Source organism: Bradyrhizobium sp. IC4060 (assembly GCF_020193715.1).
In the GTDB taxonomy this organism is placed as follows: domain Bacteria; phylum Pseudomonadota; class Alphaproteobacteria; order Rhizobiales; family Xanthobacteraceae; genus Bradyrhizobium; species Bradyrhizobium yuanmingense.
Genome location: NZ_JADYVJ010000006.1, coordinates 313,832 through 331,714, shown reverse-complemented (window position 1 = coordinate 331,714; position 17,883 = coordinate 313,832). Strand labels below are relative to the sequence as shown.

Annotated in this window: 15 protein-coding genes; 12 read left to right on the top strand and 3 right to left on the bottom strand. The window is 64.7% G+C overall.

Annotated features, from left to right (window positions below; translation table 11 throughout):
• Positions 1-239 precede the first annotated feature (239 nt).
• The 9 genes from lepB to I6F16_RS22065 all read left to right on the top strand — a co-directional run bounded on the left by lepB (position 240) and on the right by I6F16_RS22065 (position 10,224).
• Positions 240-1,004, top strand: a complete 765-nt coding sequence (lepB, locus tag I6F16_RS22105; protein ID WP_036015031.1) for a signal peptidase I — start codon at positions 240-242, stop codon at positions 1,002-1,004.
• Complete coding sequence (gene rnc, locus I6F16_RS22100) at positions 1,001-1,822, top strand: ribonuclease III (RefSeq protein ID WP_036015029.1); 822 nt, start codon at positions 1,001-1,003, stop codon at positions 1,820-1,822. The genes lepB and rnc overlap by 4 nt, the downstream gene beginning before the upstream one ends.
• A complete protein-coding gene (gene era / locus I6F16_RS22095; protein WP_036025516.1) occupies positions 1,812-2,738 on the top strand; it encodes a GTPase Era in 927 nt (308 codons plus the stop codon). Before rnc ends, era begins: the two co-directional genes overlap by 11 nt.
• 21 nt (positions 2,739-2,759) lie before the next feature.
• On the top strand, positions 2,760-3,140 hold the full coding sequence (locus I6F16_RS22090) for a hypothetical protein (protein ID WP_036039208.1): 381 nt from the start codon (positions 2,760-2,762) through the stop codon (positions 3,138-3,140).
• A gap of 120 nt (positions 3,141-3,260) precedes the next feature.
• A complete protein-coding gene (gene recO / locus I6F16_RS22085) occupies positions 3,261-4,013 on the top strand; it encodes a DNA repair protein RecO (protein WP_225113870.1) in 753 nt (250 codons plus the stop codon).
• A gap of 102 nt (positions 4,014-4,115) precedes the next feature.
• On the top strand, positions 4,116-4,400 hold the full coding sequence (locus tag I6F16_RS22080) for a hypothetical protein (RefSeq protein ID WP_036015015.1): 285 nt from the start codon (positions 4,116-4,118) through the stop codon (positions 4,398-4,400).
• Between the two features lie 64 nt (positions 4,401-4,464).
• Positions 4,465-6,723: a DNA topoisomerase IV subunit A gene (gene parC / locus I6F16_RS22075; protein WP_036015009.1), complete on the top strand. Its 2,259-nt coding sequence runs from the start codon at positions 4,465-4,467 to the stop codon at positions 6,721-6,723.
• 401 nt (positions 6,724-7,124) lie between these two features.
• A complete protein-coding gene (locus I6F16_RS22070; protein ID WP_225113871.1) occupies positions 7,125-8,675 on the top strand; it encodes an ABC transporter substrate-binding protein in 1,551 nt (516 codons plus the stop codon).
• Positions 8,676-8,679: 4 nt separating this feature from the next.
• The gene (locus I6F16_RS22065; RefSeq protein ID WP_225113872.1) at positions 8,680-10,224 is read left to right on the top strand and encodes a GMC family oxidoreductase N-terminal domain-containing protein; all 1,545 of its coding nucleotides are present in this window, start codon (positions 8,680-8,682) and stop codon (positions 10,222-10,224) included.
• A gap of 620 nt (positions 10,225-10,844) precedes the next feature.
• Here I6F16_RS22065 and I6F16_RS22060 read toward each other — a convergent pair.
• From I6F16_RS22060 to I6F16_RS22050, 3 genes are all read right to left on the bottom strand, one after another.
• Entirely contained in the window at positions 10,845-11,108 is a 264-nt protein-coding gene (locus I6F16_RS22060) for a hypothetical protein (protein WP_146207726.1), read from the bottom strand.
• A gap of 90 nt (positions 11,109-11,198) precedes the next feature.
• Positions 11,199-12,581: a chromate efflux transporter gene (gene chrA, locus I6F16_RS22055; protein WP_225113873.1), complete on the bottom strand. Its 1,383-nt coding sequence runs from the start codon at positions 12,579-12,581 to the stop codon at positions 11,199-11,201.
• Positions 12,581-13,399, bottom strand: coding sequence for a chromate resistance protein ChrB domain-containing protein (locus I6F16_RS22050; protein WP_225113874.1), 819 nt, complete (start codon positions 13,397-13,399; stop codon positions 12,581-12,583). Before I6F16_RS22050 ends, chrA begins: the two co-directional genes overlap by 1 nt.
• 194 nt (positions 13,400-13,593) lie before the next feature.
• Here I6F16_RS22050 and dmeF point away from each other — a divergent pair, with 194 nt between their 5' ends.
• The 3 genes from dmeF (at position 13,594) to I6F16_RS22035 (ending at position 17,859) form a co-directional block, all read left to right on the top strand.
• Positions 13,594-14,553, top strand: coding sequence for a CDF family Co(II)/Ni(II) efflux transporter DmeF (gene dmeF / locus I6F16_RS22045; protein ID WP_225113875.1), 960 nt, complete (start codon positions 13,594-13,596; stop codon positions 14,551-14,553).
• Between the two features lie 288 nt (positions 14,554-14,841).
• Positions 14,842-16,674, top strand: a complete 1,833-nt coding sequence (locus I6F16_RS22040) for a tetratricopeptide repeat protein (protein WP_036014989.1) — start codon at positions 14,842-14,844, stop codon at positions 16,672-16,674.
• A 39-nt stretch (positions 16,675-16,713) separates the two neighbouring features.
• A complete protein-coding gene (locus I6F16_RS22035; RefSeq protein WP_225173991.1) occupies positions 16,714-17,859 on the top strand; it encodes a phosphatase PAP2 family protein in 1,146 nt (381 codons plus the stop codon).
• Positions 17,860-17,883: the final 24 nt, after the last annotated feature.

The following is a 17,883-nucleotide window of genomic DNA, read 5'->3' as shown; positions in this document are numbered from 1 at the left end:
GGCGTTTTGTGATTTTCTTTATAAATCAATATCTTAATCAGTTTTGATGCGATCCTTGATTGCGTGGCCTCCGACAACCGTCTAAAAGTCCGCGAACGCAAATCAGCCTGGGCGAATTCGGCTTTACGCCGGAATTGGCCCTCACTATCAGAATCAGGACAATCTCCTTGCGCCGCGAACCGGTGGGCCGTTCGCGGGAGGAGGGCGCTCTATGATCGCCGGCCGGAATTGAGAGAGCAATGAGCGTGACTTCGGGAACGAAAACTGAGAGCGGCGTCGGCGAAACGATCCGAGTCGTCATTCATGCTCTCCTGATCGCGCTCGTGATCCGCACCTTCCTGTTTCAGCCTTTCAACATCCCGTCCGGCTCGATGAAGGCGACGCTGCTGGTCGGCGACTATCTGTTCGTCTCGAAATATTCCTATGGCTACAGCCATTACTCGATTCCATTCTCGCCGCCACTGTTCTCGGGACGGATCTGGGGCTCGGACCCCGCTCGTGGCGACATCGTCGTGTTTCGCCTGCCGAAGGACGATTCCACCGACTACATCAAGCGCGTGATCGGCCTTCCCGGCGACCGTGTCCAGATGCGGGACGGGCTGCTCTACATCAACGATACGCCCGTCGAGCGGCAGCGCATGAGCGAATATGTCGGCGAGGACCCTTGCGGCTCGGAAGGCGGCGGCATCTCCCGGGTGAAGCGCTGGAAGGAGACGCTGCCGAACGGCGTGTCCTATGAGACGCTGGACTGCGCCGACAACGGCTACATGGACAACACCAACGTCTACACCGTCCCGGCCGGCCACTTCTTCATGATGGGTGACAACCGCGACAACTCCACCGATAGCCGCTTTCTCGGCCAGGTCGGCTACGTCCCGCAGGAGCACTTGATCGGCCGCGCCCAGATGATCTTCTTCTCCATCGCTGAAGGCGAGCACGCCTGGATGCTCTGGCGCTGGCCGTGGGCGGTGCGCTGGAATCGGTTCTTCAAAATCGTCCGATGAAAGACGAAGCCAAGGACATCGCGATCCAACCGACCGAGGTGCAAGCCGCTCCCGAGGGCGAAGCTGCGGCGAAGGCGCCTGCCAAGAAGAAACGGCCGCGGAGCAGCAAGGCCAAGGGCACGAATGCCAACGCGGCGCTCGAGGCGCGGATCGGCCACAGCTTCGCCGATCCAAATATGCTGATGCAGGCGATCACGCATGTCTCGGCCCTGAAGTCCGGGCGCAAGCGAGGCGACAGCTATCAGCGGCTGGAATTCCTCGGCGACCACGTGCTCGGGCTCGTCGTCTCCGACATGCTCTATCACGCCTTCCCGAACGCCGATGAGGGCGAGCTGTCCAAGCGGCTTGCCGAGCTCGTGCGCAAGGAGAGCTGCGCGGACGTCGCCAAGTCGCTCGGTCTCGTCGACGACATCAAGCTGGGCTCGGTCGGCTCCAGTGCCGATGCCCGCCTGCGCAAATCCATCCTCGGCGACATCTGCGAGGCCGTGATCGGCGCCATCTACCTCGACGGCGGCCATGCGGCGGCAGCCGAATTCGTCAAGCGCAACTGGACCGAGCGGATGCACAAGCCGCGCCGGCCCTTGCGCGATCCCAAGACCGTGCTGCAGGAATGGGCGCAAGGCAAGGGACTGCCGACGCCTGTCTATCGCGAGGTCGAGCGCACCGGCCCGCATCACGATCCGCAGTTCCGTGTCGCCGTCGATCTGCCGGGCCTGGCCCCCGCCGAGGGTATCGGCGGCAGCAAGCGCGCGGCAGAGAAAGTGGCAGCGTCAGTGATGATCGAACGCGAAGGCGTCGGCGGCAGCAATGACGGTTGAAGCAAGCGGCGGGGCACCCGGCGCGACGCGCTGCGGCTTCGTCGCGCTGATCGGCGCGCCGAATGTCGGCAAGTCGACGCTGGTCAACGCGCTGGTCGGCGCCAAGGTCACGATCGTCTCGCGCAAGGTGCAAACCACGCGCGCGCTGATCCGCGGTATCGTCATCGAGAACAACGCGCAAATTATCCTTGTCGACACGCCCGGCATCTTCTCGCCCAAGCGCCGGCTCGACCGCGCCATGGTCTCGACCGCCTGGAGCGGAGCGCATGATGCCGATCTGGTCTGCGTGCTGCTCGATGCCAAAACGGGCATCGACGAGGAGGCGGAGGCGATCCTCGCCAAGGCCGCCAGCGTCAATCACGACAAGATTCTCGTCATCAACAAGGTCGACCTGGTCCAGCGCGAGAAGCTGCTGGCGCTGGCGCGGGCCGCCAACGAGCGCATGGCGTTCGCAAGGACCTTCATGATCTCGGCGATCTCGGGCGATGGCGTCGACGACATCCGCAAGACGCTCGCGGACATGGTGCCGCCGGGTCCGTTCCTCTACCCCGAGGACCAGATGTCGGACGCGCCGATGCGGCAGCTGGCTGCCGAGATCACCCGCGAGAAGATCTATCAGAAGCTGCACCAGGAGTTGCCCTACCAGTCCACGGTCGAGACCGACAAGTGGGAGGAGCGCAAGGACAAGTCTGTGCGGATCGAGCAGACGATCTACGTCGAGCGCGAAAGCCAGCGCAAGATCGTGCTCGGCAAGGGCGGCGCCACCATCAAGTCGATCGGCGCCGACTCGCGGAAAGAGCTGATGCAGATTCTGGACGTGCCGGTGCACCTGTTCCTGTTCGTCAAGGTGCGCGAGAACTGGGGCGACGATCCCGATCGCTATCGCGAGATGGGCCTGGACTTCCCAAAAGAATAACCAAGAAAAGATCGGCATTCGATGAGCCTACCCACCAACGTCCAGCGCTTCGAAGCGCTGCTCTATGCATCGTTGATGCTGGACGCCGTCTCGGTCGCCGTGCAGGACCGCACGCCCAATGCCGCGGTGACCGAGCAGATGATCATGACCGGGACGCTGCTCGCCGGCGGCATGATCCTCCTGTTGCTCTATTTCGTCCGGCTGGCCGCGCATCATCGCAAGAACTGGCCACGCTGGGTGCTGGCGGCGGCCCTCGTGTTGTCGGTGATCTCGCTCGGCCAGATCATCGGCGAGAAGGGCCTGGAGCTCGACAGCGCCATCGAGATCGTCTCCTGCGCGCTGACGACGATGGGCCTGTATTTCTCCTTCAGCGGCGACGCGCGGGACTGGTTCAACGCGTGAGGCGCCGTAGGGTGGATTAGCGAAGCGTAATCCACCTTTGACGTGCACGGGCGATTGGCGGATTACGCCTTCGGCTAATCCGCCCTACGATTGAACGCCGGAATCCGCTACACTTCCCCTATGGAATGGTCCGACGAAGGCATCGTGCTGGGGGTGCGGCGGCATGGCGAGTCCAGCGCCATTGTCGAGCTGTTGACGCGCGCGCATGGCCGGCATCTCGGCCTCGTCCGCGGTGGCGCCGGCTCGCGGATGCGGCCGCTGCTGCAGCCGGGGAACAGCGTCAGTGCGGTGTGGCGGGCGCGGCTCGACGAGCATCTGGGCACTTATACGATCGAGGGATTGAAGCTGCGCGCGGCAACGCTGCTGGCATCGTCCCACGGCGTCTACGGCGTCACCCATCTCGCCTCCGTCGCGCGGCTGCTGCCGGAGCGCGATCCGCACGAAGAGATCTTTGCGCTGCTTGAGCATTCGCTCGACGATTTCGACGACATCGGCAGCGCGGCCGTGCACCTGATCCATTTCGAGCTGGCGATGCTCGCCGAGCTGGGTTTTGGCCTGGCGCTGGACAATTGTGCCGTGACCGGCGAGACCACGGACCTGATCTATGTCTCGCCGAAATCAGGCGGCGCGGTATCGCGCGGCGCGGGCGAGCCGTGGCGCGACCGGCTGTTGCGGCTGCCGCCGTTCCTGCGCCAGGGCGAAACCGCGGGCGATCTCACCGAGCAGGATCTCCAGGACGGTTTTCGGCTCACCGGCCTATTCCTGCTCCGCCACGTGCTGGAGCCGCGCGGCCAAGGCCATTCCGATGCGCGAGCCGGCTTCATCAACGCCCTGATGCGGCAGCACGCGAGGGCGGCGATCCCGGCGCCATGACGTAATGGCTGCCCAGCCTTGCCCAGCAGCATGCAGTTCCCTGGAACGAAATCGGCCCGCGCGGACTTGCGGCTTGAGGTTCCACATCGGGGGACAGCCCAAATGTTGATCAGGGGATTCGCCTTGTCCGCGACGCTGCTTGCGTTCGCGCCCGACGCCATGGCTGGCGAGCCGCAGCCCGGGGCGTTTCGCCGGGCCTCGTGCACGGTGGTGCGGTACTATGTGGCGAAATATTCCGCTGCCGCTGCAGAGACATGGGCGCGGTCGCGGGGCGCGACCGACGCCGAGATCGAGGCCGCCCGCCGTTGCCTGACCAATGCGCCGGCGCCTGCGCAAACACCTGGTCCAGCCCCAACCCAGACCGTCACAGCCGGCTGGGCAGGCTAGTACGTCGCCCACAGGGAACCATTCGATCCTTGCCCGATTCGCTTCCACGGTTTAACCGGGCGGCATGGGAAAACGAATCGTTCCGCCGGAAGAACCGGCTGAAATCCACGAGGTGCCGCTGCGTGAGGCGCTGGAAGAGCGCTATCTCGCTTATGCCCTCTCCACCATCATGCACCGTGCGCTGCCGGACGCGCGCGACGGCCTGAAGCCGGTGCACCGGCGCATCCTCTACGGCATGCGCCTGCTCAGGCTCGACCCCGGCACGGCCTTCAAGAAGTCGGCCAAGATCGTCGGCGACGTGATGGGCTCGTTCCATCCGCACGGCGACCAGGCGATCTACGACGCCATGGTCCGCCTCGCGCAGGATTTCTCCTCACGATATCCGCTGGTCGACGGCCAAGGCAATTTCGGCAATATCGACGGCGATAACCCCGCCGCCTACCGCTACACCGAAGCGCGCATGACCGACGTCGCGCGGCTTCTGCTCGAGGGCATCGACGAGGACGGGGTCGAATTCCGCGCCAACTACGACGGCCAGTCGAAAGAGCCCATCGTGCTGCCGGGCGGCTTCCCGAACCTGCTCGCCAACGGCGCGCAGGGCATCGCGGTCGGCATGGCGACCTCGATCCCGCCGCACAACGCCGCCGAGCTGTGCGACGCCGCGCTGCACCTGATCGAGAAGCCCGACGCGAAATCCAAGGCCCTCTTGAAATGGGTCAAGGGCCCGGATTTCCCGACCGGCGGCATCATCGTCGATTCCAAGCAGGCGATTGCGGAAGCCTACACCACCGGCCGCGGCTCGTTCCGCGTCCGGGCGCGGTGGACGCAGGAGGAGGGCGCGCGCGGCACCTGGGCCGTCGTCGTCACAGAGATTCCGTTCCTGGTGCAGAAGTCGCGTCTGATCGAGAAGGTCGCCGAGCTGCTGGACCAGAAGAAGCTGCCGCTGGTCGGCGACATCAGGGACGAATCGGCCGAAGACGTCCGCATCGTGATCGAGCCGAAGTCGAAGAACGTCGATCCGGCGCTGATGATGGAATCGCTGTTCCGCCTCACCGAGCTCGAAAACAAGATTCCGCTGAACCTCAACGTCCTGATCAAGGGGCGCATCCCCAAGGTCGTGGGGCTCGCGGAGTGCTTGCGCGAATGGCTCGACCATCTGCGCGACGTGCTGATCCGCCGCAGCAACTACCGCAAGGCGCAGATCGAGCACCGGCTGGAAGTGCTCGGCGGCTTCCTGATCGCATACCTGAACATCGACAAGGTGATCAGGATCATCCGCACCGAGGACGAGCCGAAGCCTGAGCTGATGAAGGCGTTCAAGCTCACCGAGGTGCAGGCGGAAGCCATCCTCAACATGCGCCTGCGCTCCTTGCGCAAGCTCGAGGAGATGGAGATCCGCACCGAGGACAAGAACCTCCGCGCCGAGCTCAAGGGCATCAATGCGGTGCTCGCCTCGGAAGCCGAGCAGTGGAAGAAGGTCGGCGAGCAGGTTGGCAAGGTCCGCGACATGTTCGGACCGAAGACACCGCTCGGCAAGCGTCGCACCACCTTCGCGGATGCGCCCGAGCACGACCTCGCCGCGATCGAGGAGGCCTTCGTCGAGCGCGAGCCGGTGACGGTTGTCGTCTCCGACAAGGGCTGGATCCGCACCATGAAGGGGCATGTCGAGGATCTCTCCGGCCTCGCCTTCAAGCAGGACGACAAGCTCGGCTTCGCCTTCTTCGCCGAGACGACCTCGAAGCTGCTGCTGTTCGCCACCAACGGCAAGTTCTACTCGCTCGACGTCGCCAAGCTGCCGGGCGGCCGCGGCCATGGCGAGCCGATCCGATTGTTCATCGACCTCGAGCAGGAGGCCGCGCCCGTCGCGCTGTTCGTCAACAAGGGCGGCCGCAAATTCCTGGTCGCCAGCCACGAGGGCCAGGGTTTTGTGGTCAACGAGGACGATTGCGTTGGCACCACCAAGAAGGGCAAGCAGGTCCTCAACGTGGACATGCCGAACGAGGCCCGCGCGATCACCGAGGTGACGGGCGACACCGTCGCCGTCATCGGCGAGAACCGCAAGATGCTGGTCTTCCCGCTCGACCAGGTGCCGGAAATGGCCCGCGGCCGCGGCGTGCGCCTGCAGAAATACAAGGACGGCGGCCTGTCCGACGTTGCGGTATTCGACGCCAAGGCGGGCCTGACCTGGAAGGATTCCGCAGGACGCGAATTCTCCGCGACCATGAAGGAGCTGGCGGAATGGCAGGGCACCCGCGCCGACGCCGGCCGCCTGCCGCCGAAGGGTTTCCCGAAGTCGAACAAGTTCGGTCGGGTGATCGGGTAGGGCACTGGCCCCAACTGTCGCCACAACGACGCTGTCATCCCCCGCCTAGTGCGCAATTGCGCACGGGGGCGGGGCATCCAGTACGCCGCGGCTTCTCCGTATCCATCAGCTGTCTCTGGAATACTGGGTCGCCCGATCAAGCCGGGCGGCGACAGCGCGTGTTGTGCTCTCTGCTCCAACGTCATTGCGAGCGCAGCGAAGCAATCCAGAATCCCACCGCGGAAAGACTCTGGATTGCTTCGCTGCGCTCGCAATGACGAGCTGCGACAGCCTCGCTCTCCAACCCTAAGTATGTGCATCCTGCAAGCGCGTGGCAGCTAGCTATGAGCGCATACGTGCGGGCACGAACATTGCTTTTCCTGGCGACTGTAAACGACTGGTCAAAAGGCAAAAACACTCCAATGTTCAAACTGAAGGCTTTCATTCCCGCGCTGGTCGGCCTTGCGCTGGCGGCGGCGCCCGCGCATGCGGCGGGCAATCTCGTCGCGGTGCTCGAGGCGGAGATCGTCACGCTCGATCCGCACTTCTCCACGGCCTATATTTCGCGGACGTTCGGCTACATGGTGTTCGATACGCTGTTTGCGAAGGATGCCCAGGGCGACATCAAGCCGCAAATGGTGCAGGACTGGAAAGTCTCGCCCGATGGCTTGACCTATACGTTCACGCTGCGCGACGGCCTGAAATGGCACGACGGCCAGCCCGTCACGGCAGCCGATTGCGTGGCCTCGCTGCGTCGCTGGGGCACCCGCAGCGCGCTCGGCCGCCGCATTTTTGCGATCACGGCTTCGCTCGAGCCGGTCGATGCGAAAACCTTCGTGCTGACGCTGAAGGAGCCGTCCGGGCTCGTCATCGACGCACTCGGCAATCCCGTCAGCCCGGTCGCTTTCATGATGCCCGAGCGCATCGCGAAGACGCCCGGCGACCAGCGCATCACCGAGATCGTCGGCTCCGGCCCGTTCGTCTACAGCAAGGCCGACCATCGCACCGGCGACCGCATGATCCTGAAGAAGTTCGGCGACTATGTGCCGCGTCCCGAACCCGCGGACTTCCTGGCTGGCGGCAAGCGCGTCAATGTCGACACGCTCGAGGTCCGCGTCATTCCCGATGGTGCGACTGCCGCCTCTGCGCTGCAGGCCGGCGAAATCGATTTCATGCAGTACGCGCCGTTCGATCTGCTGCCGCAGCTGGAGAAGAACACGCGCGTCAAGCTCGTCAACTTCACCGGCGGCAACATGTTCGCCGGCGCCTACCGTCTCAACGCGGCCTCGAAGCCGTTCGATGATCCGGAAATCCGCCGCGTGCTGTGGAAGCTGGTCGACCAGCGCGAAGTGCTGGATGCGCTCGGGCTCGACGCCAAATACGCCACGCCTTGCGCGACCTACTTCACCTGCGGCACCACATACGAGAGCAAGGCCGGCACGGAAGCCGCCGCAAAGCCTTCGATCGAAGCGGCGAAGGCTGCACTGAAGGCGACCAAATATGCCGGCGAGTCCGTCATCGTGATGCAGGCCAACGATCTCGAAGCCCCGCGCGTTTCGGCGCAGGTGCTCGCCGAGCGGCTGAAGGCTGCAGGTTTCAACGTCGATCTGCAGGTGATGGACTGGGCGAGCGTGCTGGCGCGCCGCGCCAAGAAGGAGGGCTGGAGCGTCTATGGCGTCCACGCCGGCGGCTTCGACCTCGGCTCGCCGCTGACCAATGTCATGGTTGCCTTCAACTGTGCCGACTTCACCGGCTGGCAATGCGATGCGCGTATCACCCCTCTGATGGAAGCCTTCGCCAAGGCGCCGGCCGAGGCGGACCGGAAGAAGATCGCGGGCGAGATCCAGGCGGTCATGTACGATCAGGCGCCCGGAATCCCGTGGGGCCAGTTCGCGCAGCCGGCCGCCCATCGCGCGACTTTGCGCGGTCTGATACCGTCCGCCATCCCAGTGTTCTGGAACGTTGAGAAGTAGCGCGATGCACGATGTCATTGTTGTCGGCGGCGGCTCCGCCGGCGCCGCAGTTGCCGCACGGCTCTCCGAAGATCCCGCACGGCGCGTCCTGCTGCTCGAGGCGGGGCTCGACTGGCGCGCCGACGAGGCGCCCTGGGAGGTGCGGACGCCGAATCCGATCCCGATCATCCACAAGCGCGAGTACCAGGAGAAATGGCAATGGCCCGATCTTCTGACGCGCCGCGTCGCTGGGCAGGAGCCGCGCTTCTACTGGCGCGGCAAGGGGCTCGGCGGCTCGTCGATGATGAACGGCCAGATCGCGATCCGCGGCGTTGCCGATGCGTTCGACGAATGGGCGGCCAATGGCTGCACCGGCTGGTCGGCGAAAGAGGTGATGCCGCTGTTTTCGGTGATCGAGGACGATCTGGAATTCGGCGATGTCGAGGGCCACGGCCGCGGCGGGCCACTGCCGGTCTACCGCGCGCCTTTGCAAAAGTGGGGTCCGATCGACCGCGGCTTGCGCGATGCGGCACTTGCGAGCGGCTATCCCTGGTGCGCCGACGTCAATGGCCCGGACGGCGAGGGCGTTGCGTGCTACCCCATCAACAGCCGCGACTTGCGCCGCATCACCACCAACGAGGGCTATCTCGAGCCCGCGCGCGGGCGCGCCAATCTGGAGATCCGCGGGCATGCGCTGGTCGATCGTGTGCTGATCAGCGACGGACGGGCAACGGGTGTCCGCGTCCATATCCAGGGGCAGGGCACCGACGAGATCAGCGCACGTCAGATCGTGCTGTGCGCCGGCGCCATCCACAGTCCGGCGATCCTGCTGCGCTCGGGCATCGGGCCGGCTGAGGAGTTGAAGGCGATGGGGATCGCGGTCGAGCGCGATCTGCCGGTCGGCCGCCATTTCTTCGATCACCCGCTGTTTCGCGCCACCATACAGCTCCGGGAGGAGCTTCGCCCTACTGATCCCGATACGCGCCACACCAATTGCTGCGTGACCTATTCCTCGGGCCTCGCCAATGGCGGCAAGCGCGACATGATCCTGATCGCCTTCAATCATCGCGGCATCGGGAACCCCGGAGCGATCGGCGCGGGGCTGTTCAACGCCTATTCGCGCGGGACGCTCAAGCTGGCCTCGACCGATCCTGCAATCGATCCGGTCGTCGAGGAGAACATGCTGGCAGATCCGCGCGACATGCTGCGCATGATCGATGCGGTGAAACGCCTCGCGGTCATCACGTTGCAGCCGGCGCTGTCAGGCATCGCCGACTGGATCAGGCTCGCTGACACGGATTTGACGCTGCCGCAGGCCGCCAGCCTGCCCGATCACGAGCTCGAAGCGGTGCTGCGCCGCGAGACGGGCGACATCCAGCATGCCGCCGGCAGCTGCCGTATGAGCGGCTTGGACGACCCGGATGGCGTGGTCAACCCCGACGGCACCGTGAAAGGAATCGGCGGCCTGCGTGTAGCCGACGCCTCGATCATGCCGTCCGATTGCCGCGCCAACACGCATTTCACGACGGTGGTGATCGGGGAAGCGATCTCGCGGATGATGATGCGGTAGCCGGCAGCCGGGATTCAAGGCGCATTGTGTTGAGTCACGCGCGCGTCGCGGAAGATGGGCGAGTGGCGGGACCAGATTCAATTCAACGTTGCGCGACATCGTTCCTACCAATGTTGAAAGCCTCCGATGAATATCATCAGGAACGTTTGCGCGCGGCTTCGATTGGCATGTCATCGTCAATCGGAGTTTGAACAATGCGAAAGACAATCTTCTCAGTCGCCATGTGTGCGTTGCTTGCCGGCGCGTCGATCGGGTTCGCCCATGCGCAGGCGGGCGGAGGTGCCGGAGGCGGGGCCGGCGCAGGTGGAGCGGGCGGCGCGGGTGCGGGCGCTAGCGCCGGGGCCGGAGGAACCAGCGGCGGAACGAGCGGCGCGGCGGGTGGAACGGGAGCGGGCGATGCAGGTACCGGCAGTTCGACGGGATCCAGCGTAGGCGCCGGCGGCGGCAGTGGCGCGGGTTCCGGCCAGGGCGGTCCTCAGACCATCCGTCCGGGCGGCACAAACGATCCAACCCGACGCTAACAAACGTCGGCGCTTACGACGTGAATAAGGGAAGGCTGCAGGGTTCGACTCAGCAGCTTTCCCGCGGCATCAGCGAGCCGGCCCAAGGTGGAACGGGGTCTATGGACTGAACAAGCTGCGAAGAAACCGCTCCTTTTCGCCGGGCGCATAACCTTGAGAAGCGCCGAAATAAGGTTCAGTGGCGCCAGGATAAGCTGAGGTTTCCGGCGGCGGCGCGTAGGCGAAGCCCGAAGCTGGACCGGACGGGACCATACCCTGACCGGAATGGACAATCGCGTGCCGCCGGTGTGGATGACGCGCCTGTGCGGCGTCGGCAGCGCCGACCAAGGTGATCAGAAAACTGAAAACCAGAAGGAAACGCATCGCTGTTTCTCCAAACGCCCCCTGCCTAGGTGGCGTTCGGCCGCGGCGTTCCAACTCATCCTGGACTCACGATTAGTCACGTCCCTGGCATCAGATCACCCCGGCCATCCGCAACGCCACGCCCGCCGCGCAGCTGCCCGCCAGCACCGTCAGCATGCCGAGCTTGAACCGGAAGATCGCGGTGGCCGCCGCGATCGCCAGCACCAGCGCCGGCACGTCGACGCTCCTCAGCACCGGCATGTCGAAGTTCAGCGGAAACGCATGCACCGGCACGGTCTCGCGGAACAGGATGTGCAGCGCGAACCAAATCGACAGGTTGAGTATCACGCCGACCACGGCGGCGGTGATCGCGCTGAGCGCGCCGGCGAGGCCCGCGTTGCCGCGCAGCCGCTCGATGTAGGGCGCGCCGACGAAGATCCAGAGGAAGCAGGGCGTGAAGGTGACCCAGGTCGCGAGCAGGCCGCCGAGCGTGGCCGCGAGCATCGGCGACAGGCCGCTAGGGTCGCGATAGGCCGCCATGAAGCCCACGAATTGCAGCACCATGATCAGCGGGCCCGGCGTGGTCTCGGCCATGCCGAGACCGTCGAGCATCTCATGCGGCTTGAGCCAATGATAATGCTCGACCGCCTGCTGGGCGACATAGGCCAGCACCGCATAGGCGCCGCCGAACGTGACCAGCGCCATCTTCGAGAAGAACAGCGCGATCTGGCTGAATACGTTGGCCTGGCCGAAGGCGATCAGCAGCGCTATCACCGGCACCAGCCAAAGCGCCAGCCACAGTGCACCGACGCGGATCGCGCGCGCCGTGTTGGGCCGGACGTGATCGGGCACGGCCTCGCCGAGCATGCTGTCGATCGCGGCGCCGCCGCCATGGGCGTGACCGGCCGGCGCGAATTCCGGACGGCCGCTTCGGGCGCCGGCATAACCGATGAGGCCGGCGGCGATGATGATGATCGGGAAGGGGACCGCGAAGAAGAAGATGGCGACGAAGGCCGCGGCCGCGAGCGCGATCATGATGCGGTTCTTCAGCGCGCGCTTGCCGACGCGCACTACCGCCTCGACGACGATGGCGAGCACGGCCGCCTTGAGCCCGAAGAACAGCGCCTCGACGAAGCTGACATTGCCGAAGGCGGCATAGATGTAGCTGAGGCCCATGATGGCGATGATGCCGGGCAGGATGAACAGCCCGCCCGCCATCAGCCCGCCGGCGGTGCGATGCATCAGCCAGCCGACATAGGTCGCGAGCTGCTGCGCCTCAGGTCCCGGCAGCAGCATGCAATAGTTCAGTGCGTGCAGGAAACGGCCTTCGGAGATCCACTTCTTCTCCTCGACCAGGATGCGGTGCATCACCGCGATCTGGCCCGCGGGGCCGCCAAAGCTCAGGCAGGCGACACGGAGCCAGACGCGAAAAGCTTCCTTGAAGCTGATGCCGTGACCGGCACCAGCTCCCGCTTGATCGGCGCGAACGTCCATTACGCCTTCACCTTGTTGGTCGGCCAGTTGTGAGTCTCGGTGGTGGCGTCGCGGCACCAGCGGTAGAAGGCATCATAGAGCAGCATGCCGGCCTCGAGCTGCTCGAGGTCGTCGTCATACATGCGCGACAGCCCGAGCGAGGCCGCGAGCAGGCCGGGCGCCTCCTGCGCGAGGTCGGGTCGCGCGGTGTCGGCGCCCCGCACCAGCGTCGCGAGACGCAGCAGGGGCGCGGTCGCGATGCCGAACTCCTCGATCATCACGTCGAAGGTGCAGAGCTCGCCGCGGTGGCTCCAGAACACGTTCTCGATGTCGAAGGGCGCTGCGCCGAACCGCTCGCCGACGGCGACCACCTCGGACGGCGCGACATAGAGGAACACTGCGCCCGGATCGACGAAGCGGCGGATCAGCCACGGGCAGGCGATGCGGTCGACCTTCGGCCGCGCCCGCGTCACCCAGACGGTGCGCCCCTTGGCATCGCGCGGCGGCAGCTTGCGGGCGTCGACCAGCGGCAGCTTGGCCGCCTTCCAGCCCTCGAAGCCGCCCTCCAGCGTTTCGGCCTGCGCGCCGAGCTGGCGTAACCAGGCCGCGGTGCCTTGCGCGAGCTTCTCGCCGCGGAGGCAGGAGACTACGGCGCGGCGGCCGGCGAAGGCGCCGCCCCAGTCCGCCACGTTGTCGTGGCCGAGCTTGATGGAGCCGGGAATCAGCCGCCGGTCGGCGGCGAAATCCTGCTCGGTGCGCACATCGATCAGAACAGGCGCATTCGCCGTGCCGATCAGCCGTGCCATTTTGTCGGATGAGATGGTCGTGAATGTAGACATGATGCGTCCTCGAGAACCAAACGGGACGCGATGCTTGGGCCTGTCGCCTCGTGGGGAGATCGCTCAAATCCCCATGGCGCAGATTACAGCGAAACTAAGAAGCACTGTCAATCCGCGGGACGATTGGTCCTTAGAAAATTGGTGCCTGCCGTCTATATTGGAGGCCAACAGAGCTGAATCTTCTGGAGAATTCGATGCATTCCCATTCCATCGAACAATGGACCCATGACCACGCCTTCCTGGGCGAGAAGCACGACGACAACGAGCGCCGCACCTGGTTCGTGGTCGTGCTGACGCTGGTCATGATGGTCGGCGAGATCGTCGCCGGCTCGCTGTTCGGTTCGATGGCGCTGCTCGCCGACGGCTGGCACATGGGCACCCATGCGGCGGCGCTCGGCATTGCCGCCTTCGCCTATCGCTTCGCGCGGCGGCATCTGGGGAATGCGCATTTCACCTTCGGCACCGGCAAGTTCGGCGATCTTGCCGCCTTCGCCAGCGCGATCATCCTCGGCCTGATCGCGGTCGAGATCGCCTATGAGAGCGTGCTGCGCTTGGTCAATCCGGTGCCGATCGTCTACGGCGAGGCCATGGCCGTGGCTGCTCTCGGCTTGGGCGTCAATCTCGCCAGCGTGTGGCTGCTGCGCGACAGCCACGATCATCACCACGGCCATGGCCATGCGCATGATGACCACGCCGAGCATGACCACGAGCGCGATCATCACCACCATCAGCACGACAACAACCTCCGCGCGGCCTATGTCCATGTCATGACCGATGCCGCAACCTCGGTGCTGGCGATCGCAGCGCTCGGCCTTGCCATGTATTCCGGCTGGGTCTGGGCCGACCCGGCGGTGGGTCTGATCGGCAGCGCCGTGATCGCGAGCTGGGCATTCGGCCTGATCAAATCATCGGGTGCGGTGCTGCTCGACGTGCGCGCCGACGAGAAGCTGGAGCGGGTGATCCGCGCCCGCATGGAGGTCGGTGAGGATCGCGTCACCGACCTGCATCTCTGGCAGGTCGGCCCCGGCCATTGTGCCGTGCTGCTCTCGGTGGTGTCGGACAAGCCGAAGCAGCCGGCCGTCTACAAGCGGCGGCTCGCCGGGCTGAAGGGCCTCAGCCACGTCACGGTCGAGGTCGAGACCTGCCCGCATTAGCGGTGAGTGAACGTGACTTCGCGCATGACGAGAAGAAGTTTGCGTTTTCATTTTGAGTTGTCGCGATTGCGACCCACCCGGGCGTTTCGCAAATCGTGATCTGGTTCATAACCGAGCGGCCAGCTGCGCAGTATGGATTGACGTGCGCTCGATGAGGACGTGCGTGCGCTGAGTTCGCAACTGCCGGGCAAGGTCCGGTCAACATCAAGGTAGTGAAGCAGTACCGGCCTTAAGGGCCATTCACCTGAGAGCTCGGTCAGCGGAGGCCGGGCTTCGGAGAGACGAGCAATGGGCCTCGTGCAGCAGGACACCGTGGTCCTCTTGGTCGACCTCGTCGAGTCCGTGCGTCTGATGCGGGAGCATGAGGCGTCCGCGGTGCGTCGATGGACCGACTTCGTCCAACTTGCCACCGGCCAAATTCTGCCGCGTTATCGCGGCGGCCTCGTGAAGAGCCTCGGAGACGGGCTCATGGCCCGCTTCGAATCCGTGCGTGATGCCGTCAATGCCGCCGCCGAAATGCACCGGAGTATCGCCGTTCAGAACACCGGGCGGCCTGAAGATCAACACTTCCAGCTTCGTGCGGGGATCAACTCCTCCACCGCCTGGAGTGACGGCACTGACATCTATGGCACCGGCATCAACCTCGCAGCCCGGCTCGCAACTCTTGCCGGTCCCGGTGAAACCATCGCCAGCGAGGCCGCGCATGAGCAACTGGCGACAGCTCTTGCCAGCCTGGCCAGTCCGGGGGAGACGATTGGCAGCGCTGCGGCGCGCGACGAGCTGACGCACGGAGTGGATGCGCTGTGCGAAGATTTGGGCGACTGTATCCTCAAGCACTTTGACAAGCCGGTTCGCGCCTACCGCGTTGGTCCGGCCAGTCCACACCCAAGCCTCGCAGCTCGGCGAGACTATGGAACTCCCATGGAGCCGACGATCGCCGTCATCCCCTTCGACGCGCGCAAGGACGCGGAGGAGCATCTCGACGTTGGTAACCTGATCGCGGACAGCGTGATCTGGTGCCTCTCCAGATCGGCGAACCTCAAGGTGATCTCGCGTCTGTCGACCAACATATTTCGCGGCAGGGTCAGCGATGTGGCGGAAGTATCGGCGCATCTCGGTGCCACCTACATTCTCAGCGGCAGCTATGTGGTCGATGCGGACCGGATTCTGGTGACGGCGGAGCTGTCCGCGGCGCGAACCAATCAAGTCGTCTGGACCGACCGCCTGAGCGGCAATATCGGCGATCTGCTGCAGCCGGAGAGCGAACTGGCTCACCGCATCGCCGCTGCAGTGCATCTGTCGGTCTTCGATGCCGAGGTCGAGCATATCCTGACCCAGCCGTTACCGACGCTAGAAAGCTACTCGCTGCTGCTTGGCAGCATCCGCCTGATGCACCGGTCGAGCAGGGAGGAGTTTCTCCAGACCCGGACGGTGCTGGAGGAACTGATCAATCGCCACGGCCGAATAGCTGCCCCGCGCGCCTGGCTCGCCAACTGGTACATCCTGCGCATGACGCGCGGCTGGTCCGAGGACCGCAAACGCGAGGCCGCCGAGGCCTTGAGCGCCACTCGCGCGGCGCTCGACCGTGACCCGTCCGACGCGCTTGCGCTTGCGACCGAAGGCTTCGTCTATTGTCACATGTTGAAGGACCTGGACGCTGCCCGAAAGCGGTGCGAGCAGGCCGTCGATGCCAACCCCAGCCACGCGTTGGGCTGGCTCTACCGGGGCACCGTCGACGCCTTCAAAGGCGACGGCGAGGCAGCCGTGGACGCAACGCGGCGCGCTCTGAAACTCTCCCCGCTCGATCCGCAGCGGTATTATTTCGAGTCCCTGGGCGCCACGGCGCTTCTATCGGCGCATCGATACGACGAGGCGGAAGAGCTCGCGCGCTCATCTCTCATTCTCAATCGCATGCATCCGTCTACGTGGCGGGTCCTCGCTATCGCACTCGTTTCGCAAGGACGGGTCGCGGAGGCCCGCGAAGCCTTGGGCAAGATGCGCGAGCTCGAGCCGCATTTGACCCTAGATCGATACATCGGGCGCCTCCCCAATGCGGATCTCGAAACAGGCAGGCACTGGGCTCGCTGCCTCGAAGTGGCAGGACTACCGACGACAGGCTGACTAACCTCATACCGACTTGTTTTCATAAGGAGGCAGGCAATGGCTCAACTAGGCGGGGCGGGAGGAGCAGGCGGCGCAGGTGGTGCTGGCGGAGCCGGCGGCGCAGGGGGGGCAGGAGGTGCAGGCGGAGCGGGCGGCGCTGGAGGGGCCGGTGGGGCGATAATTGGCACGCTCGGCGACGTCTGGGCCAATCCCATCATGGTGGATGCACTCATCCGCGCTCGCGAAGGGACAATCGTTGTTCCGGAGCGACCGACCTCTCCGTATTTTTACTACTACGCGCCGGCCTTGCCGGCGATCGAAGACCCAGCCCAATTGGATCGCTGGGAGCCGTGGGTGCGCGCCTACACAGCGGTCGGGGAGATGCTGCAGGGCATCACCCTTCAGGTGTCGGGCGCCGATCCGAACGCATTCCTGGTTCGCTCGCCCGCATACGTGATTGCGGAGTTAGGGCGTCCGGTCCAATCGACGTTTCAAGACCAGATTGAGATGGTCGTGAGCTGGGCCGAGCTGCGCAACGAACGCGCCACAGAAATCATGGCGCAGATCGATCCCCAGTATGCCTTCTGGTCCTCGATCGTCTACCTGCATCCCGAGAGGACCAGGCGGACATTCGAGCTCATCAACATGGTCCTGCAATTCTGCGTTTACGTGGAAATGCGCTTCAAGCATGCGCTGGGGTGCTCGCGTCCCGTGGAATACAACGCCCAGGTTCAGCCGATGATCACGACGCCGGGACACGGAAGTTTCCCGAGCGGACATGCGACGCAGGCTTACGCGGTAGCCTACGTGCTGAAACGGCTATTGAGCCTGCACAAGACGACATCCGGATTCCCGGAGATCGTCGAGCAGCTCGACCGGCAGGCCGCACGAATCGCAACCAATCGGGTCGTGGCCGGAGTCCATTTTCCAGTCGACAGCATGGCAGGGCGGATGCTGGGTATCGCCTTGGGCGAGTACTTCGTCGGCCGTTGTCTCGGGAGCACGGCAACCAAGAGCCGCAAATTCAACGCCAGCCACGCCGACAGTAACTCTCGCACGGATTTCAATCCCTTCCATGCTGACCAGGCGCTCAATGCCAACAAGTTCTATTCGGAAACCACAGGAGGGACTGTTACGCAGTCCCTCCTGATGAAGGAACTATGGGACAAGGCCTACTACGAAGTTTCGACAAGATTTCCGTAGGAAACACGTCCCTGCAACCGAAGT